The 20,918-nt window shown below is 32.2% G+C and carries 19 protein-coding genes; 8 read left to right on the top strand and 11 right to left on the bottom strand.

What is annotated here, in order from left to right; genetic code table 11:
- Position 1: 1 nt before the first annotated feature.
- Together FHK87_RS01865 and thrC are read left to right on the top strand one after the other, a co-directional pair.
- Complete coding sequence (locus tag FHK87_RS01865; RefSeq protein ID WP_140589107.1) at positions 2-364, top strand: RidA family protein; 363 nt, start codon at positions 2-4, stop codon at positions 362-364.
- A gap of 25 nt (positions 365-389) precedes the next feature.
- Positions 390-1,679, top strand: coding sequence for a threonine synthase (gene thrC / locus FHK87_RS01870; RefSeq protein ID WP_140589109.1), 1,290 nt, complete (start codon positions 390-392; stop codon positions 1,677-1,679).
- Between the two features lie 42 nt (positions 1,680-1,721).
- On the opposite strand, the gene FHK87_RS01875 is transcribed toward thrC, so the two are convergent.
- On the bottom strand, positions 1,722-2,606 hold the full coding sequence (locus FHK87_RS01875) for a M28 family metallopeptidase (protein WP_140589111.1): 885 nt from the start codon (positions 2,604-2,606) through the stop codon (positions 1,722-1,724).
- A gap of 98 nt (positions 2,607-2,704) precedes the next feature.
- Here FHK87_RS01875 and FHK87_RS01880 point away from each other — a divergent pair, with 98 nt between their 5' ends.
- Entirely contained in the window at positions 2,705-3,286 is a 582-nt protein-coding gene (locus tag FHK87_RS01880; RefSeq protein ID WP_140589114.1) for a hypothetical protein, read from the top strand.
- Positions 3,287-3,319: 33 nt separating this feature from the next.
- Here FHK87_RS01880 and FHK87_RS01885 read toward each other — a convergent pair whose 3' ends face one another.
- From FHK87_RS01885 to FHK87_RS01920, 8 genes are all read right to left on the bottom strand, one after another.
- Positions 3,320-3,889 (bottom strand): NUDIX domain-containing protein, encoded by a 570-nt coding sequence (locus FHK87_RS01885; RefSeq protein WP_140589116.1) that lies wholly within the window; start codon positions 3,887-3,889, stop codon positions 3,320-3,322.
- 88 nt (positions 3,890-3,977) lie between these two features.
- Positions 3,978-5,222, bottom strand: coding sequence for a M20/M25/M40 family metallo-hydrolase (locus FHK87_RS01890; protein WP_226293993.1), 1,245 nt, complete (start codon positions 5,220-5,222; stop codon positions 3,978-3,980).
- Positions 5,223-5,355: 133 nt separating this feature from the next.
- Positions 5,356-6,471: a hypothetical protein gene (locus FHK87_RS01895; protein ID WP_140589121.1), complete on the bottom strand. Its 1,116-nt coding sequence runs from the start codon at positions 6,469-6,471 to the stop codon at positions 5,356-5,358.
- A gap of 38 nt (positions 6,472-6,509) precedes the next feature.
- Positions 6,510-7,967: a hypothetical protein gene (locus tag FHK87_RS01900; RefSeq protein WP_140589123.1), complete on the bottom strand. Its 1,458-nt coding sequence runs from the start codon at positions 7,965-7,967 to the stop codon at positions 6,510-6,512.
- A gap of 18 nt (positions 7,968-7,985) precedes the next feature.
- A complete protein-coding gene (locus FHK87_RS01905) occupies positions 7,986-9,383 on the bottom strand; it encodes a RagB/SusD family nutrient uptake outer membrane protein (protein ID WP_140589125.1) in 1,398 nt (465 codons plus the stop codon).
- 11 nt (positions 9,384-9,394) lie between these two features.
- Positions 9,395-12,784: a TonB-dependent receptor gene (locus tag FHK87_RS01910; RefSeq protein ID WP_140589127.1), complete on the bottom strand. Its 3,390-nt coding sequence runs from the start codon at positions 12,782-12,784 to the stop codon at positions 9,395-9,397.
- An 86-nt stretch (positions 12,785-12,870) separates the two neighbouring features.
- Positions 12,871-13,845, bottom strand: a complete 975-nt coding sequence (locus tag FHK87_RS01915; protein ID WP_140589130.1) for a FecR family protein — start codon at positions 13,843-13,845, stop codon at positions 12,871-12,873.
- A 67-nt stretch (positions 13,846-13,912) separates the two neighbouring features.
- Positions 13,913-14,485 carry an RNA polymerase sigma-70 factor gene (locus tag FHK87_RS01920; protein WP_226293995.1) on the bottom strand — a complete coding sequence of 191 codons (573 nt, stop codon included), beginning with the start codon at positions 14,483-14,485 and terminating at the stop codon, positions 13,913-13,915.
- A gap of 343 nt (positions 14,486-14,828) precedes the next feature.
- On the opposite strand from FHK87_RS01920, the gene gcvT reads away from it, so the two are divergent.
- From gcvT to FHK87_RS01935, 3 genes are all read left to right on the top strand, one after another.
- Complete coding sequence (gcvT, locus tag FHK87_RS01925; RefSeq protein WP_140589134.1) at positions 14,829-15,911, top strand: glycine cleavage system aminomethyltransferase GcvT; 1,083 nt, start codon at positions 14,829-14,831, stop codon at positions 15,909-15,911.
- Between the two features lie 80 nt (positions 15,912-15,991).
- Entirely contained in the window at positions 15,992-16,807 is an 816-nt protein-coding gene (locus FHK87_RS01930) for a sugar nucleotide-binding protein (protein WP_140589136.1), read from the top strand.
- Positions 16,808-16,868: 61 nt separating this feature from the next.
- Positions 16,869-17,285 (top strand): thiol-disulfide oxidoreductase DCC family protein, encoded by a 417-nt coding sequence (locus FHK87_RS01935; RefSeq protein WP_140589139.1) that lies wholly within the window; start codon positions 16,869-16,871, stop codon positions 17,283-17,285.
- A gap of 22 nt (positions 17,286-17,307) precedes the next feature.
- Here the strand turns inward: FHK87_RS01935 and FHK87_RS01940 are convergent, their stop codons facing one another.
- Positions 17,308-17,490 (bottom strand): hypothetical protein, encoded by a 183-nt coding sequence (locus FHK87_RS01940; protein ID WP_140589141.1) that lies wholly within the window; start codon positions 17,488-17,490, stop codon positions 17,308-17,310.
- Positions 17,491-17,768: 278 nt separating this feature from the next.
- On the opposite strand from FHK87_RS01940, the gene FHK87_RS01945 reads away from it, so the two are divergent.
- Positions 17,769-18,350: a DinB family protein gene (locus FHK87_RS01945; protein ID WP_140589143.1), complete on the top strand. Its 582-nt coding sequence runs from the start codon at positions 17,769-17,771 to the stop codon at positions 18,348-18,350.
- A gap of 123 nt (positions 18,351-18,473) precedes the next feature.
- Here FHK87_RS01945 and FHK87_RS01950 read toward each other — a convergent pair whose 3' ends face one another.
- Positions 18,474-19,913, bottom strand: coding sequence for a pyridoxal phosphate-dependent decarboxylase family protein (locus tag FHK87_RS01950; protein WP_140589146.1), 1,440 nt, complete (start codon positions 19,911-19,913; stop codon positions 18,474-18,476).
- Between the two features lie 114 nt (positions 19,914-20,027).
- Between FHK87_RS01950 and FHK87_RS01955 the strand changes: the two genes are divergently transcribed.
- On the top strand, positions 20,028-20,912 hold the full coding sequence (locus FHK87_RS01955) for a LysR family transcriptional regulator (protein WP_140589148.1): 885 nt from the start codon (positions 20,028-20,030) through the stop codon (positions 20,910-20,912).
- Positions 20,913-20,918: the final 6 nt, after the last annotated feature.

The raw sequence follows: 20,918 nt of genomic DNA on the forward strand, positions 1-20,918 counted from the left end.
CATGCAGCAACGTAAAAAAGTAAGCAGCGGAGCACCTTGGGAAGATATTGTTGGATATTCTAGGGCAATACAAGTAGGAAATACAATAGAAATTGCAGGCACTACAGCAAAAGGTAATGATGAATATGAGCAAACTCATGCTATCATTAAAATTGCTGAAAAATCACTTCACGAACTTGGCGCAGATTTAAGCCACGTGATTCGTACACGAATATATTGCACAAACATTGCTAATTGGGAGAAAATTGGCAAAGCACACGGAGAATTCTTTAGAACTGTAAAGCCTGTATCGACAATGGTAGAAGTTTCTAAATTAATAAATCCGGATATTTTGGTAGAAATAGAGTTTTCTGCTGTCTTATAAATACTAAAAATAATCATAATAAACAATGAACTATTATAGTTTACATAACCATACCTTAAAAGTATGTTTTTCTGAAGCAGTCATACAAGGATTAGCTCCTGATAGAGGGCTATACTTTCCTGAAGATATTAAACCTTTACCAACATCTTTTTTTGAAAATATAGACAAATTAGATAATACCGAAATAGCGTTTCAGACCATAAAACAATTTGTTGGAGATGAAATCCCTGAACAGGAATTAAAAAATATCTTGTCTGATGTGTTAAGTTTTGATTTTCCTATTGTACCAATTTCGGATAATATAGCAAGTTTAGAACTTTTTCATGGGCCAACTATGGCTTTCAAAGATGTGGGCGCACGTTTTATGGCTAGATGTCTAGGGTATTTTAATAAGGATAATGATAACAATGTAACAGTTTTGGTTGCAACTTCTGGAGATACAGGAGGCGCAGTTGCAAAAGGTTTTTTAGGAGTAAAAGGAGTTGACGTGGTTATTTTGTATCCATCCGGAAAAGTGAGTGACATTCAAGAAAGACAATTAACTACACTTGGTCAAAATATCACCGCTTTGCAGGTAGATGGCGTTTTTGATGATTGCCAAGATATGGTGAAAACAGCATTTTTGGATACAGAAATAACCAATCATAGACAACTTACTTCTGCCAATTCTATAAACATTGCAAGATGGTTGCCTCAATTATTTTACTTCGTATTTGCTTACAAACAATTGAAAAACAATCATAAAGATCTTGTTTTTTCTGTGCCTAGTGGAAATTTTGGAAATATTTGTGCTGGTATTGTTGCTCACAAGTTAGGTCTGCCTGTTAAGCATTTTATAGCTTCGACAAATAGTAATGATACAGTAGTGAGGTATCTCGAAACATCAAATTATGATCCTAAACCTTCTAAAGCTACAATCTCGAATGCAATGGATGTAGGTAACCCTAGTAATTTTGTTAGAATTCAAAAATTATTTAATGATAGTTTTCAAGAACTAAAGAATGATTTTTCTGCATATAGCTTTGATGACGATCAGACTAGAGAAGGAATGAAAGAAATATACAACAAAACCCAATATATCGCTGATCCACATGGTGCAATTGGGTATTTAGGTCTTAAAAAACATCAGCTTTCTGATGATGAATATGGCGTTTTTCTTGAAACAGCGCATCCTGTAAAGTTTTTAGACACAGTAAAAGATACTTTGGATACTACTATTGAAATCCCTCCTCAAATTGAGAAAGTGATGAACAAGGAAAAGAAAAGTATTGCAATAAAAGGATATAAAGAATTAAAGGAGTTTTTATTACAATAAAAACTCCTTTAATCAATTATTTTTTTTTCGAAAAGATGTTGTTTACTGGTTTGCCAGTGACTTCATTACTTTGTACACAATATCTGTAGTAGAAGCTAAATATTTAAAATTAACGGTGGTGTATTTATCTTCACTTTGTCTTACAAAAGGAGAATTATCAGCATTTTTTAGTTCTGCTGTAAGTGTTACTGTCTCATAACCAAAGTTTGCAAAAAATCTACTTTCAGGTGTTGCAACAGTTCTTTTGTAGACAGGAACAGGAGATTCTATACGATACAAAGACTCTAAACTAATATTTGAAGCTAGAAGTTCAATAGCTCGATCCTCGTCATTATCCCATCCCATATAATCTGCTCTATGCATAGAATGAATTTTATAACCATCTTCTTTTAATTTTTTGGTAAACATTCTGGTTCCCACCATATTACTTTTCCAATGATCAAAGAATACGACCATAAAATTTTTATTCCTGTTTTCTAATTTTGCGATTTTTTGAGCAACATAATAAGCTATGGCAACTCCTGTTGCGTTATGAACAGCTCCCGGGCTGTCTTCAACAGTATCATAATGTGCTGCAATCACAACATATTCATCTCCTCCATTGGTTGAAGGAATTTCAGCGTAGATATTTACTCCATTAAATATTTCTCCTTTCTTGTTTTTTACGTTATACGTATGTCTTTCTGGTTTAAGTCCACTCTCTTTTAGAGAATTGTATAAAAAATCTGCAGAAACTTTTCGTTCAGAGCTACTAAACCTGCTCGAAAGCTTCTTTCGTCCTTTTATAGGTTCATGTCCTGTGAGTTTAGCAACAATATTCCGCTGAATATTGAAGATCTCAGCTTCTATTCGGTCTTGTTCAGATTGAGCTGGGGCTATCTGAGTTATAAAAACGAATAATAGTAGAATTGTTCTATAATACTTCATTTTGTAGGTTTTGTACACTTTCCTTTTTTAACACAAAATTATGAAAAAAATGTTATTGATGCAATTTTGTATTTTAGGGGCGAAAATTAATAATTAAAATGAACATCTCAAAAACCATACCTTTTATTATTTTGGCTATTTTATTGACACAATGCCAGACAACCAAAAATAACGAAAACCTTTTAATAGCACCTGATGGCTGGAAATCTGAAATCATAGCGTTTCCTTTAAGCTTCGCTCCTGATTTACAATACACAGGTAATGAACATGTTAGGTTTACTCCAGAATGGGCAAATAAAGATTCAAATGATTATTTTTCATACGTTTTTTTATGGAACATCGATCAAAAACCAAATTTGTCTGCTGAAAAACTAGAAAATGAACTTGAAGAATATTATGATGGACTGATGCAATCGGTATCAAAAGGCCAGAATATAGAGGTTCCTATCAAATCCAAAGCTTTTTTTGAGCAATTGAACGAATCTTCTTTTGTAGGTAAAGTGCTTACTTACGATGCTTTTATCACAAAAGATAAAGTCAATTTAAATATTATTGTCAACTATTCGTTTTGCGAAAAATCAAAAAAATATCAAGTATTATTTAAAATCTCTCCTCAAACCCCTGAACATGCTGTCTGGAAAAAATTAGATAAAGTTTCTCTTCTCGAAAATTGTCGTTGATACCTGTCAGTTTTAAATATATATATTATATCATTATTTATGTAATAGAAACCATTGTAAAGCTATTATCGTTTTAGCGTCATTAATTTTACTATTATTGAGCAAAGAGTCTATCTCTGATATAGGATATTTACAAAGTTGTATATCTTCGTTTTCTTCTTTTACCCCTCCTCCTTCTGCTATCTTATCATTTGAGGTTACTTCTGCATAATAAAGATACATACGTTCTGAGGACACCCCGGGCGTGGCATAAAATTTTGAAATTAACTGTAATTGACTAGCCCTATAACCTGTTTCTTCTTCAACTTCTCGAATAGCACAGGTTACAGGGTCTTCATCTTTTTCAATTCCTCCCGCCGGAAGCTCTACAAGCCAACCATCATTATCTCGTTGAGTGGTTGGATATCTAAATTGATTAATCAATAACACGTTTTGGGTATCTTTTTCGAAAAGCAAAACAGCAACACAATCACCTTTATCCAACATCTCACGCGAATAAGATATTGTATTTTCATTATGAAAACGATCATGAGTAATCGTCGCTTTTTTTATTTTTAAAAATCCCTCATATACTAGATTTTCTTTGTCGATTTTATATTTCATCAATTATATCTTAAAATCAAAATAGTATTTACAATATATTGATTTTTTGACATGAAAACTTTTAAATATATATCAAACTTATTTTAAATTATTTAGACATTCCTGCTTGTGATATTAAAATCAATAGTGCCATTTTTATATTTTTACTTCCTTCTATATTTGACCATGATTCATTTAAAGAATGTGCTCCTTTTCCCTTTCCTCCTCGGCTAATTGTTATTGCAGGTATGTTTTTTGCAATAGGAATATTACTATTTGTAGAGCCTGTTCTTACTTTTGGTTTAATATCCAAATATGTAGCGACACTAATAGCTCTTTGTATTAAAGGTAAATCTTCTGATAATTGTCCGGATGGCCTATCACCTATCGGAATCATTTCTAAAGTTACTTTATCTTTTATACCAGAAGCATTATAATCGGATTCTGCTTGCTGCATACATTTTTTTAGGATTGCATCGATCTCAACTAATCTTTCAGGGCTTAGAGATCGCATATCAATTTCCATCCAGGACTCAAAAGGAATAGAGTTTACAGAAGTCCCTCCTCCTATTCTACCAATATTAAATGAGGTTTTCAGACCCTTTTGATTTGTATATTCGCTAGCTGCTTTTGTAAACAATTGTATTGCATTACCTAATGCATGGTGCGGATTAGCAAGACCAAAAGAACCCCAAGAATGGCCTCCTTTACCTTTAAAAACAACTTTGTAACGTTTAGACCCCAACCCCCCATTAATAATACGTCCTTTACTGCCTCCATCAATGGAGATCCAAGAGTCAATTTTGATATCAGAAGCTTCGCTGAATAAATGCTTTACCCCTCTTAAGTCTCCTAAGCCTTCTTCTCCAACACTGCCTACAAAGACAATATCTGCCTCCGTCTTTATTTTTGCAATATTCATAGCTTTTAATACGGTAAGTAACATCGCCATAGCTCTTGTATTATCACCAATCCCCGGTGCAGTATAGGTGTTACCCTCTATTTTAACTTTTACATCTGTTTCTTCAGGAAAAACAGTATCAATGTGTGCATCTAATACAACGGTAGTGTCATTATTTTTACCTTTTCGAAGTGCTAATACATTACCTACAGCATCGATCCAGACACTATCTACTCCTATTTCAGCAAACATTTCTACATATTTTTTTGCTCTTTTGGTTTCTTTGAATGGAGGAGCAGGGATTTCATTAAGAGTAATCATATTTTTAATAGTCTCTTCATCGAGATCATCAATTTTTTGTAGAGCTGTTTGTATCGTTTTATCTTTTGTTAATTTGTTAATTTCTTTACTATATTCTTTTTTTGGTATTACGGGTTCACTTTGTGAATACATTGTGAAACAAAATAATGTTGTTAAGATTGTTATATATATATATTTATCCATTAGAATAGCATTAGAATAAGCTCGGAATAATGACGGATCATTGACCGAGCTTATCATTGGTTAACTCAAATTATATGTGATGTTATTTAATTCCTTTTATGGAGATAGAATCTATAATAATAGTTTCAGAACCAGCGCCATTAAACATGGTTACCACTAATCGACCAGTTGCTAGTCGATCCTCTGGAATAGGAATTCTTAATTCTTGCCAGACACCTTCTATATCTTCGGCATCATCATCAAAAACAGACAATAAAGGTTGTCCTCTTCCTTCTGCTGTTTCAAAATACACTGCAAGTCCGTCTGTAGATTCCCAGCTAGTAGTTCTAAAAAAGAATTTGATATCTAGTACAGGGTCAGCAACATCAGGATTTAATCCAGTAATCTCATCAAAAGTTAATGTTAACTCTCCATCTAGATCAGAAGTGATATATGCTTGATCACCATCTATGAAAGTTGTTTCAAAATCATCTGGGTTAGCGGCTGCTACTGTATTGTTGTATACGCCCATCCTTTCTTCTTCTATATCAGTAACACTTGATGCAATAAATGATGCTGTAAAACCTAATTCGTCACCTGTACTTACAAAGCTTACATATGGAGCTTCTGAAGAAGGGTCTGTATCCTGCACATTTGGTAAAGGATTGGTAGACGCTGCTGGTCTCGGATAAGTAGTTAGTGTTCCAAAAGTTGGAACGTCTTCAAAACTTGTAAAACCAAACTCAAAAAGATCATCTTCCTGAATAGTGATTTCTACGCTTTTGGACTCTCGTTCTCCTGGTTTACCTAATGTAAAACCTTCTACAGCTGATAAATTAAAAATTATTGATCTTGATCCTACTGAGAGGTCATCATTTACCAAATCAAAAAGAGGTACTTCTACCGTAGATTGTCCTGCTGGTAATATAAAGCTTCCTGAATTAGAGGGTAAAATAAAATCGACACCTTCTTGTGCTGCATTTTCTTCAGGAAATGTTATGGTATAGTTAATCGTAAGATCTTGTGCAGGAAGTGTACTTGATGAGTATATAAATGTTACTGTAGCAGGTTCTGTATCATTTTCATTGACACTTTTGTTTGACGCATCAAAAGATATATAACTAAATCCTTCGGGAAGTATTGGTTCATTTTCTGCATCATCATCACATGCGCATAGTAACAGTATAAAAACCAAAAATATATGGATTGAATTTTTCATAATCATTTATGTTTTTTAAAATGTAAATTTTGTTTGGACTATTTTCTAAAAGCATATAATCTGCCTAATTCAGATTGAAACATTCCTTCAGAATTATGTCCCACATCAGGAACAGTTTCCATAGTTTGTGTATTTTCTATAACAGTTCCATAGAAATCTTTTAAGTAATCATAATAAAAGATTCCTCTTTCTAAACGATGATTACCTTGAAGCATAGCTTCACAAGAGGTATCCAGACTAGAACTGTTGGGGTTATTATCTCGGGCTCCTACTAAGTAAGTAACAGTTCGTTTAGAAAATTGTTCTGTAATTTTAGAAACTCCTATTTCTCTTAAATAGCTTGGTAAATCTTCTAACCCATATTTATATTCATTATACTGGGTACAAGAAGTCGTGGGTACCTCATAAGTAGATGTACCGCTCACCCTTCTTTTGTCATCTAAATAAAGGTAACTGCTGGGATTATTTACAATAAAGTGTATTCTGATTCCTTGACTCTCAAGTTGATCATACATTGGAGTTGTAGCAGCATACCTATTTGTATATTGCCCACCTGCAGAATGCCCCGATAATACAATGGTTTTTAGATTTGTGTAATTACGGGTTAATCTAGCGATCAAAGAATCCATCATAGTAAACGAAGAGATTCGCTCTAATCTTGGATTTTGTTCTTCATTTCTAGATAAAAAACCAATTTTCCACCCTCCTTCACTCCAATATAAATGCTCATTGTCTAAATTATAAGATGCAATATCGTTTTCTATAAGAAATTGAGGAGCAATAATAAGAAGCGTATCTAATTGTGTACTTTCCATTTGTGCGGCAGCAAGCATTCTATCATAATAAATATCTGCATTTCTATCTTGACCATGTTGTGCTATGACCACTCGTGTGATCTTTGTATTTGGTTCATCTATTGATGTAACATTAGCATAATATGGGATTTTAAAAGCATTACCGTTTTTTGTAATCGATAATTTTTTATCTCCTATCTCATCATTTGGATCACTGGATATAGGATCTATATCCAAACCTATTATTACTTGCGTATTAACTCCACTGTTATCATCGGGTTTACCTAAGGTAAATCCATTTATGGGTTCTAAATCAAAATATATAGATCGATTACTGTCTCGAGCTTCTGTGTTTGTAAATACTGAAGCTATAAGTTCGACACTGACAGAAGATTGCCCCGCAGGTATATTGATAACTCCAGAATTTGCAGGCAGCTCAAAATCATCCCCTTCAATTGCTGCATTTTGATTTGGATATGTGATCTTATAATTTACCGAGAGATCTGTATCAAGCACTTTTCCGGTATATCTAATGGTTGTTTTTACCGATATCCCTTCTTTTCTTTCTATAGTTAGAATTTCATTCTCAAAAAAAAGATATCTGGTTTCCCCTATATTTTCGGCATCATCTTTTTCATTATCACTACAATTTAAAAAAGAGAATGATAGCAACCCTAGAAATAGATATTTCAAAAATTTCATGACTATCGCTTTTATTAATTAATACCCAGGGTTTTGTTGACCTTGTACTCCTGGGTTTACATTTATCTCATCTATGGGTATAGGCAGAATTGTAAAATTATCCGGTGCATTGATCGTAATATTACCCAAAAGAATCCTGAATTTTGTAAAAGTTGTTGCTGTTCTGGCCAAATCATGCACTCTAAATCCTTCAAAAGCAAGTTCTTTACGTCTTTCTAATAAAATTCTATTGATCAAAGATTGTCCCGATAATGCAACTGGATCAGCATCCGGATCTCTTATTTCTACCAAACTATTCAATGCGATCAATGCATCTCCGGACTGATTCATTCTCGCATGTGCTTCTGCCTTAATCAAATACATCTCTGATAGTCTTACGACCTCAATATTATCAGTACCATTGATTCTAGGATATTTAGAAATCAAATGTTGATTTACCCCTTCATCCAAAGGATATAATCCTAATCTTACGTCTGTGTCAGAAAAATTAGAAATAAAATCAGGAGTAGCAAATGCTTCTTTATCGCTCAAAAAGAAAAAACCTGCCGATGCATCTCCGGAATTGTCAGTTGGTGTATTGATCAATTTTAAAATACTTTCGCTGGATTGATCTAAATTCCAACTATTTACATATTCGTCTGTAGGGATTAATCCTCCTTCAAACTCATCAATTGTTTCTGTAGCCAATATTTCTGCATTGACCCAATCCTCCATATGAAGATAAGTTCTCGCTAATAACGCTTTTGCCGCTATTCTATCGATTCTCCCCGAATTATTTTCATTTACATCCAACAAATCTATTGCCGTTGTAAGGTCATTTACGATTTGATCATAAACAAGCGCAGTGGTAGTACGAGAAGGTTCTAAAACTTCTAATCCAACTTTTTCAAAATCAGGCAGAATTACTCCCAAGTGGCTTGCATCTGAAGTAAAATTGTAAGGTTGTGCATAATACTGTTGAAGTAACAAAAGTGCTAATGCTCTAAGTGTATACGCTTCTCCAACAAATTGATTTGCCTGACTAATTTCATTTTCTGTAAACTCTAATTTTGCAGTTTCTCTAATGATTATAGCTGTTTGAGCCACAGACCTATATAAATCGTCCCATAATGCATCGGCTCTAGGATCATTATCTGTAACAGTATAATTATTGTATTCTACAAATCGACCTCGATTATCAAAAGGGTCTAGCGATGCATTATCAGAAAGTAAAGCAGGAATAACAATAAGCCCACGGTTATATACGTCTCCCGTTGCAAAACGACTATACGAACCATTTACGGCAACATTTAATGTTTCCAGATCTACAATAGTCTGATTAAGTTCAACTTGATCTGATAGATTTGCTTCTAATGCATCATCACAAGAAGTAAATAATATTGTGATAAAAATGAATAATAATATGATATGTTTCATAATGCTTTTTTTTAAAATGAAAGATCTAAACCAAAGAATATCGTTTTAACAAGAGGTATGTTTTGATCTAACCTCCCCCTTAGTCCTGCTTCAGGATCTCTTTCTAACCTATCATCATGTATATATGTCCATAAATTATTTGCTTTTAGATACATTTTCAAGTTGGTTAACGAAAGACGAGAAATAACATCTGGTTGAAAAGTATATGCTAATTCAACTTCTCTAAGTCTAACATAACTACCATCATATAAAAACCTTGTAGAAGCCTGATTAGACTCACCTGTTTGTGAGTTTCCAAAAACAAAGGCAGGAACATCTGTTACATCACCAGGTTGTCTCCATCTTCTTTCAAAAGTTCCTCTGTTTACATTTCCAATTGGTGAATTTGCTCGGCTACCATCACTATTTGTAAATCTTCCCCATGTATCATAAATATTTCCTCCCCAAGAAGAATAAAATTGAAATCCTAAAGTAAAACCCTTGTATCTAAATGTGTTACGTAAAGCTGCATAAAAATCAGGAGAGGCATTTCCTGCAATTGCCCGCTCGGCATCTCCATAATTATTGGTTACTTCTGTTCTTGTTCCATCGGTATACCACAAGGCTTCTCCATTTGCAGGATCTACTCCCGCATAAATAGGTAAAAAGAAAGAATTGATATCTTCTCCAACGGCAATAATTGATGTTCCGTTTATAATTGGTAATCCCGACTCTGTATTGTCTAGTATTTTTACTTCATTTTTGTTGGTACTGAAAGTTAAATCTGTATCCCATTCAAAACCACTACCATTACTTGACACAATATTTTTTGTGTTTAACTCGATTTCGTATCCCGAGTTTTCTACTTCTCCAATATTTTCTGTGATAAATAAACTAGCATTTACAGCCGATATTTGTCTCTCTCTTAATAATCCATCTGTAGTACGAGTATACCAATCAAAAGTTCCTCTTATTCTAGAATTAAACAAAGAAAAATCCAAACCAAGATCTAATGTTTTGTTTTCTTCCCATTTTAGATCAGGATTACCTAATTGCTGAAAGAAAAAGCCTGGCAAATCATTATAATTATTGGTTGAAAAAGTAGTTAAAAAACCATTACGTCTTATATTATCATTACCATTGATTCCATAACTTCCTCTAAATTTTAGGTCATTAAAGATATTCTGATTTTGCATAAAGTTTTCTTTTGCCAAATTCCATCCTAAACCTACAGACCAGAAAGTTCCAAATTGATTAGCATCAGAAAATCTTGAAGAACCATCTCGGCGTAAAGAACCACTAATCAGGTAGGTATCATTGAAGGAATATTCTCCATTTATAAATACAGAATTAATCCCGTCTCTTATCGTTCGCGTAGAAGCTTCTATGGGTTGCGTAGCATTTTCGAGATCATTAAACGTATCTAGTATTTGATTGACCTCGATATCTGTTCTTTTATCATTTGATTTTGTGACTTCGTACCCTCCGAAAGCAGTAATCGAATGATTTTCTCCAAATGTATTTGTATATCGAATCAGTCCTCGAGCTGTATAATCAAAAAGAATATCAGTATCTTGCTCACCAATACCATTAAAATCAGCAGAATCACTAAATGTTGCTGGGAGTCTTATAAATTCATCCAATACAGTAGTATTCATACTTACTAATCCTTGTAAACTCAGCCCTTTCGCAATTTGAAACACTCCATTAAACCCTCCTAGAATTCTATGCCTTATATCTCTTCGAGTTTCTGCTTCAGCTAATGCCAAAGGATTATGCTCATCATTAAAACTTAAATTAAAACTACCATCGGGATTAAATACTGATTGATCTGATCGTACTCTATACAAAGCTCTTATCGGATTTTCATCATTACCTCCATCCGGCCTTGTATTGGTTATGTCTTTGTTATAAGAAAGATTAGCATCAAATTTTATTCTATCATTTAGTTTATGATTAATTCTTAATCGTGCATTCATCCTTTCAAAATCAGACGATGCTACAACACCTTCCTGATTAAAATACCCTCCTGAAAGAAAAAACTGAGTATTATCTCCACCTCCGGAAATAGATAAATCATGTTGGGTATACACTCCTGTTCTTATAATTTCATCATACCAATCTGTATTGACATCAGGATTAAAATTGGCATTATCAATGATAAACTGAAGCGCTTCTGATTGATTATTAGCAAACCCTGCGTTGATAGCCCCTTCTGTCAATAATTCTTGTAATTCTGGTGTAGAGAGAGGTTTAAATTGGCTCGCAACAGTGGGAGACGAAAAACCAGTTTGTGTACTATACCGAACGACTGTCTTACCGGCTTTTCCTTTAGCAGTCGTTACTACAATAACTCCATTCGCCCCTCTTGCTCCATAAATAGAAGTAGAAGCAGCGTCTTTTAATACTGTTATATTTACGACATCCCCAGGATTTATAGAAGCTATAGTAGCTGAACTAACTTGTAAACCATCAAGGATATAAAGAGGTGCAGAAGTATCGTTTCCATCTCCAAAATCGTCATCAAAAGATCCTGTTCCTCGTATTCTAACATCAGGATTCACACCAGGTTGACCAGTTCCAGAAACAATTTGTAACCCTGCAACACTTCCTTGTAAACTTTCTTGAATTACAGATCTTGGATTTCCTTGAATTAAATCTGCTTTTACAGTTACTGCTGCACCGGTAACTCTAGATTTTCTTTGTACAGCATATCCCGTTACAACAACTTCTCCAAGGTCACTTACATCTGCTTTGAGTGTAATATTTACAGTTCTGGTATTTATAATGACTTCTTCTGTGGTAAATCCCACATAAGAAAACACTAGAGTATCTCCTATATTAGCTTCTAAAGAATATTTACCATCAAAATCTGTTAATGTTCCTTTATTTGAGTTTTTTACAACAACATTAACTCCTGGCAGGGGTAGTCCTTCTTCTGAAATGACAGTTCCAGATACTTTATTTTGTACCGTACTCTTTTTGGGAGGGCTATTTACCACTATAGAACTTCTAGAATTTTTGGCTACCAAATCGATAAGGTTTTTCATTGTCTGCCCAGTTGATTTTACATTTTTGGGAAACAAAACGATTTGATTTTTATAAATCTTGAAGTTGATATTTGTATCACTAAGTAATTCTCTAAGGATTTTCTCTATTCTTTCATTTTTTGCTTTGAGTGATACTTTTTTAGAGATATCAATCAAATTGTTATTATAGAAAAAATGATATTCACTCTTACCTTCTATCTCTTTAATTGCATTTTGTAGTGTTACTTTGTCTAAATGAATTGAAATATTTTGAGAATATGTAGTAGATGAAAACAACTTCGCAATAGTAATACAAATAAGAAGCGAATAGATTTTCATAATTCTAATAAGATGTTTTTTAGGTATAAAAACACCATGAAAGTTTTTTTTCATAATTTTATATGATTTTAATTATTCTACTTTGGATCTAATTAAATGACTTTTAAAGAGAGTGTTGCCGCACTCTCTTTTTGTTTTTATTATTCAGAATTGAGCATAATTTTATTATTTATGTGTTTATAATTAATTGGAGAAGATATTTTTAATACTTCCAGAACTTCTTCTAATGATAGGTTATCAAATTCTCCTGTGTATTTATATTGCAAAAGTGAATCTGATTTGATTACAAATTGTATATCATATTTTCTACTTAGATCAGAAACTACATCTTTAAGAGGTGTTTTATCAAAAATCAGTTTTCCTTGTCGCCAGGCAACTATCTTTTGAGAATCAACTTGATCAACTTCAATTTTGTTTTGAGTTTTATTAAAAATTGCTCTTTGAGATGGTAATAAAGTCACAGGGGCTTTGTTTTTCTGTTCATGGACTTCAACTTTACCGCTGACTAATGTAGTTTCTATATTTTCATCTTTTGGATATGATTTAATATTAAAAGATGTACCTAAAACTTTAATTTTTAGCGTTTCTGTTGTAACAATAAAGGGTTTGCTAGAATCTTTTTTTACATCAAAAAATGCTTCCCCCGTAAGCGTTACGGCTCGAATAGTATCATTAAAGGTTTTTGGATATTCTAATTGGCTTCCAGAATTCAAAATTGCAATAGAACCATCAGGAAGCTTTATTGTTTTATGATCCCCATACTCTGTATGAATTATTTCTGTATTAAAATTAAATAAGTTGGATACATCAGCAATAAGAGTGTTACTTGAAGAAGAGGAAAAATACCATCCCAAAGCCGGTAATACCAATAGCATGACTACCGCTGCAACATAATAGTTCTTTTTCTTCTTTTTCCTTTTTGAAAGCACAGTATGGAATGGTTCATCAATATTAATATCATCCAAAGTTTCTATAGTAGATGCTATATAATTTGCTTTGAGCAAATTAAACTCTTTTTGATGCGCTACATCTTCTCTAATCCATTCAATTACAGCTTTTTTATCCTCTGGATGTAGGGTTCCTTTGATATATTGTATAAGATGTGATTTTTGCATTTTTTATCGCCTTATACTAATAAAGACGTATAAAAAAGATTTAACCCCTAGAGAGTTTTCTGTTTTTTTAGAAAAATGATAAGAATTCTCTAAGATGTAGTCTCATATGCTTGATGGCTTTAGACATATGATTCTCTACCGTTTTAATTGAAATATCAAGTTCATCTGATATTTCTTTGTTTTTTAACCCTTCGATTCTACTTTTTATAAACACACGTTTACATTTTTCTGGAAGTAGTGATAAACTAGCATAGATTTTTTGTTCTAGTTCCTTTTCTAAAAGTAAAGAGGCAGACGAATCACTAAGTGCATTATAATTAATAACCGCTTCTAATTGTAGCGTATTATTAGAACGGCTTAATTTATTTTTTTTAGATCTTAGATAATCGAGGCAAGAGTTTTTGGTGCTCTTAAACAGGTAACCATTAATATTTATACTGATGTCAGCTCTTTTTTTCCAGATTTTTACAAATACATCTTGTACAATTTCTTCGGCATCTTCTTTATTAGAAATATAGTTCTGAGCCACGTACAACAATTTGCTATAATAGAGTTCAAAAAGAATTTTGAATGCTTCTTCATTTCCCTCTCTTATATTCTTAATTAAAAAGTCGCTTGTTATTTGTGATTCCCTATTCACATCAAGAATAATTCATCCTAAAGATAAATATTTTTTTTAACGACACCGAAACAAATAATTAACATTAATAATATTGAAGCTCTTTTTTTGATACTTTTTTGTTTGTTTGATATACAAATGATACGGTAATCCCTTCATTATTAGTGAATAATTTACAGTATAAGCACGGTATACTTACTATATATAATTAGATGAAATTTTAACAGTAAATCATTATAAATAAAAGAGATAGAGAAATTACTTATTATATTTTATAGGGATTATAACATAAAAGCATTGTATAGCTACTCAAAGTTTTTTACTTTCGGCATCGGTTTTTTAATCCTATAAAAATATCCTTATTATGCAAAATACTGCTTTGACAGAAACTCATATAGAATTAGGTGCCAAAATGGTTCCTTTTGCCGGCTTTAATATGCCAGTATCTTACGAAGGTGTGAATATCGAACATGAAACAGTACGATCGGGCGTTGGTGTTTTTGATGTTTCTCACATGGGAGAATTTCTCATCACAGGTCCTAATGCATTAGAACTTATTCAAAAAGTAACAACAAATGACGCTTCGAAACTCGTTGTAGGAAAAGCTCAGTATAGTTGTTTTCCTAATGAAAAGGGAGGAATCGTGGATGATCTGATTGTTTATAAAATAGATGAAGAAAAATATCTTTTGGTTGTTAATGCTTCAAATATCCAAAAAGACTGGGATTGGATTAGTAGTCAAAATAGTATGAATGCTGATATGAGAGATTTATCAGATCAATATTCATTGCTAGCAATACAAGGACCTAAAGCTATAGAAGCGCTGCAAAAATTAACATCTGTTGATCTTAATGAGATAAAGTTTTATAATTTTAAGGTCGCAGATTTTGCAGGAATAGAAAATGTGATCATATCTGCAACCGGATATACTGGTAGCGGTGGTTTTGAAATCTATTGTAAAAACTCTGAAGTCAAACAAATATGGGATAAAGTTTTTGAAGTGGGAGCTTCTTTTGGAATCAAACCTATTGGTCTTGCTGCTAGAGATACCTTACGCTTAGAAATGGGATATTGTTTATATGGAAATGATATTAATGATACAACCTCTCCTCTTGAAGCCGGATTAGGTTGGATCACTAAATTTTCAAAAGATTTTATTAATTCTGAAGCACTAGCCATACAAAAAGAACAAGGAGTAAAAAGAAAACTAGTTGGTTTTGAATTAGATGAACGTGGGGTTCCTAGAAAAGATTACCTTATTGTTGATGAAGACCAAAATGAGATTGGAGTTGTAACTTCTGGTACGATGTCTCCTTCGTTAGGTAAAGGTATTGGATTGGGATATGTACCCACCTCTCTTGCCGCTCCCGGAAACAAGGTTTACATACAAATTAGAAAAAAAGTTATACCCGCTACAATTGTAAAATTACCTTTTTATAAAGGATAAACTATTTATAATAAAAATAAGTATGTTAAGTTTCAGGGTTACGACAGTAATTACTTGAAGCTTAATTTTTTTATATCAGTTTGAAAAAGATTTTGATCATAGGTGCCAGTGGATTTGTAGGAAAGGCTCTTTATAAAGAGCTGAACTCTTACTTTGATACCTATGGTACCTATTGTACTGATAATGATTTTTACGAAAAAAATCAGAAGTTTTTTCAATTTGATATGGAGTTAGAAGATATCACTATTTTACTCGATAATCTTAAACCTTCTATTATAATTACTGCTATAAGAGGAAATTTTAATTCTCAACTTTATTTTCATCAGCAAGTTATTAAATGGATACAACATCATAAATCAAAAATGATTTTTGTATCTAGCGCCAATGTATTTGATGCATTTATCAATTATCCTTCTTACGAATATGACAAAACATTAAGTGAAAGTGTATATGGTAGGTTTAAAATTAAGATAGAAAATGCTTTAATGCGATTGCCTAACCATAAATATGTTATAGCAAGAGTTCCAATGATTTTTGGTGCTTCTACTCCGAGAGTACAGGAAATTAAAACACTTTACGAATTAAAAGCTCCTATAGAAGTTTTTCCAAATGTGATTATTAACGCTACTTCAATTTCTAAATTCACACAGCAAATTCATTATATAATAAATCGAAATAAAAAAGGAGTTTTTCATCTTGGTAGTACAGATTTGATCTACCATTTGGACCTGATCAAAGAAATTTGTGATATTCTAGAATTAGATGATCCCATTTTCAAGCAAGTCTATGATTCTAATAATGATCGATATCTTGCTGTTATTCCAAAAGATAATAAATTACCAAAAAATTTACAGATTACCACACAAGAAGTCATCGATTCTATTATCGTAAATTGATGGTTCTTAACAATTTCATAATTAATTATAGGGTTTTCTATTTTAGAATTATCTTTGTGATATGCTAGAAGAAGGGAAAAAAATTATTTTATTTGATGGAGTTTGTAATCTTTGTAACAATGCGATCAACTTTATCATCAAACATGATAAGAAAGATACTTTTCGGTACGCCTCTTTACAAAGTGATATAGGTAAAGAATTAATTGAACAAAGAAATATTGACACTTCAAAACTGGATTCTATACTCCTTATTGAACAGAAAAAAATGACATATTTCCATAAGTCGACAGCTGCTTTGCATATAGCAAAACAACTGTCTGGTTTATATCCTTTTTTATCTGTTTTCCTTATTCTTCCTAAATTTTTACGAGACTGGGTTTATGATATCGTTGCTAAGAACAGATATAAGTGGTTTGGCAAAAAAGAAAGCTGTATGATACCAACCCCCGAACTTAGAGCTCTTTTTATTGATCAATAGATAAAGAATCATCTTTTGTTATTCATTTAATCTTTGCTTCTATCATAGAAGAATCTCCTTGTTCAATATCTACACTGTGATTTTCATGTTTTTTTCTTAATTCGTTAGACTGTACATCTAATTTATTTACATTATCAATATGGATAATACTTAAACATACAATAGCAAATGCTATCAAAATTGTGGGTAGTAAAAGCCTTTTCATTTTAAAAAAGTTTGGTGTGTGATGAATTATGTCTCAAAAATAAGACCAGAAATAATACTATGTAAGGGGGCTTTAACTAAAAATGAAAGGGGTGTTTTCCCCTAAATACAATTACGGTAAAACCATAATTATTGATAATCAAATATATACACTTTTTTGATGTACTGTTATTTTGATATAAAAACTATAAAAAACACAATAGATCAATAAAATTATGCATTTTTGCAATCACACATATCTTACATTTAGTAGTATTCTAACTTTAAAATTGATTTTAAATGAGACATTTTTTCTTACTATGTTTAAGTTTCTTAAGTATCTCTATGTATTCACAAAATAAAGATTTACCATATCATGAAATACCGCAATATCCTGAAAACTATACTGCCGGATCTGTTGTTTCAAGATTAATAGATGGTTTAGGTTTTAGATACTATTGGGCTACAGAAGGGCTAGTTAAAGATGACCTCATGTATAAACCAAGTGACAAAGCAAGAAGCACAGAAGAAACCATTCAGCATATTCATGGTTTATCCATATTTATCCTCAACATAGCAACTAAAACTCCAATAGATACAAATGTTAAAGAACCCAAATTACCATATGCCGAAGCGCGTAAAAAAACACTAGAAAATTTTAAAAAGGCAAGTGAAATTCTTATGAAAAGTAATAATTTGGAGGAATATAAGATTATTTTTAAAAATAATGAGAATACCTCAGAATTTCCATTTTGGAACAGTATAAATGGCCCTATAGCAGATGCTATATGGCACGCAGGGCAAATTGTATTGATGCGCAGAGCTTCTGGAAATCCTTTTAATTCAAAAGCGAGCGTATTTACAGGAACAGTCAGAAAATAAATATTGACACTATGTAAAGTTCTATATCAATTAATAAAATTTTGTTTAAAATAATTAAGAAAACGGGCATCTAAATCTTTGTTTAGATGCCCGTTCTACAATGATAAAAGAAACAATATTATTTTAATGTGATGTTAGTGCAATTATATTAATCTCCTCTAAAAGCTCTAGCAAATCTTGCTCTGTTGTTAGAGGATTCATTAGCGTTGTCCTTAAATACAAATTATCATTAATTGTTGTTTGTACGATATAAAACTTACCCGACTCCAATAGTCTTTTTCTGATGTTACTATTCAACGTATTAAGGTCACCATTTTCACTTTGTATATATCTAAAATTAACGATGTTTGCCTCAGGAGTCATAAAAAGCTCAAAATCTGTCCTATCTTCTAGCATTTTTGCAAACACTCTTGCCATTTTGTATAAATGATCTACATTTTCTTCAAAAACTTCTGTTCCATATGTTTTAAGAATACTATATACTTTAATAGACATCATAAATTTAGTACACTCAAAAGTTCTTTTTCCTGAATTATACCATTCTCTTGTATTCTGAGATTCCCAAAGGTATTGTGCTTTCTGTGCAAATGTACTGTATGCATCATCAGCATTTTTGAAAAGTAAAGCAGTGTTTAATGCAGGTGTCATTAGCATTTTATGAAAATCTATTGCCACAGAGTCGGCATGTTCTATACCATTGATCAAGTGTTTATATTGATTAGAAAATACTACGGCAGCACCATGTGCTCCATCAACATGAAACCATATATCATGTTTTGTGGCAAAGTTTGCCAGTTCTTTTAGATTATCATAAGAGCCTGTAGCAGTAGAACAAGCACATCCAATCACTGCGATCACATGTAATCCTTTTGACTGTGCCAGACTAAAACTGTGTTCTAATTCTTTTATATCTATTTTATAATATTCATTCACAGGAACCTTAATGATCCCTTCATCTCCCAATCCCATGATTCTTGCTGCTCTGTCAATACAATAATGAGCTTCTTCAGAAACAAGTATTGCTAATTTTTCGTTAGTTCCGTTATTCCAAACATCATTTGGTGCTTTTGTTTTTCTTGAGGCTAATAAAGCAGTTAGATTGGCTAGGGTACCTCCTGAAGTTAAAAAACCAGAAGCATTAGAAGTAAATCCAATCTTTTTAGACACAAAATCAGTGATTATTTTTTCTATTGCATTAGATGCAATCCCCATTTCATATACTCCCGTACCATTACTTAATAGGTCCGAAATCAAACCTGTCAATGCAGAAATAGGAGCCGGTACAGCAACTTGATGCCCCATATTTCTCGGATGATGTACATGTATAGAGCGATTAATTATATTCTTAAATACATCAGAAATATCAGAATTAGAGGCAAAGTCTTGTTTCCAATATTCTAATTCTTCTTCAGGATTTGTATAAGGAATAACAGGCTGATCTTTATTTGTCGTTACATCTTCTAAATAATTAGCTAATGTATCAATCAATTCATGCCCTGTTTTTCTAAATTTTTGGGTATCATAAACATGATTTAATATAGAAGTTGATTCTAACTTTTGCATATGGCATTCAAATTTAGACTTGATTGTACTCTTACTTTTATGATGCTAAATTAGCAAAGCTTAGTTATAATAAAAAATACTTAATTTTGATCAACTTATAACAAAAGTGTATTAATGAATTTGCAACAATTAAAAAATGTTGTGGTTTTGGCAGAAAAACTCAACTTTACTCGTGCTGCGACCACACTTAATATTGTACAACCTGCTTTAAGCAGGCAAATCAAACAATTAGAAGAAGAAATCGGAGCAATTATCTTCAAAAGAGATAAACGTAATGTGTCTTTAACGCCTAGTGGGATATATTTTGTAGAAGAAGCAAAAAAAATAATTCGTCAGTTAGAAAAAACCAAAAAACAAACTGCTAATATCCATAATGGTAAAGCAGGTGAAATAAAAATAGGGTTTACACACTCTATAATGCAGACGATACTACCTGATATTCTAAAAACGATAAATCAACAAATACCAGGGATAAAATCAGTACTAAAAGAAATGAACAATCGTGATCAATATGTTGCATTACAACAAAATGAAATCGATATCGGTTTTGCTACGAATCCTATGGTTCCTTTTAATTTAAATAGTAAAGTCATACATATAGATAATTTTGTTGTTTTATTACCGGAAACACATATAATATCTAAGGCAAATTATTCTGATTTTTCTGTTTTTGCTAATGAAGAGTTTATTTTTCCATCGATAACTGATGGGCCTAATTATGTACATATTCTAAGATCAATATGTATTGATGCAGGTTTTTCTCCTAAAATTGTGCACGAAACAGACTCGGCCAGTACTAGTTTTAGACTTGTAGAAGCAGGATTAGGAATATCATTAGAACCAATATCTTCTCTTCATAGACAAGAACTACATATAAAAACTATAGAATTGGATAAAATCAAGCAAAAAGCACAACTAACCATGATCTGGAATCCAGATAGAGAGTTCGAATATCCTTTTTTATTCGATGTACTCAAAAACTGGAGATTTAAAAAATAAAACTCC

It is taken from the genome of Aquimarina algicola (assembly GCF_006443095.1).
GTDB lineage: Bacteria > Bacteroidota > Bacteroidia > Flavobacteriales > Flavobacteriaceae > Aquimarina > Aquimarina algicola.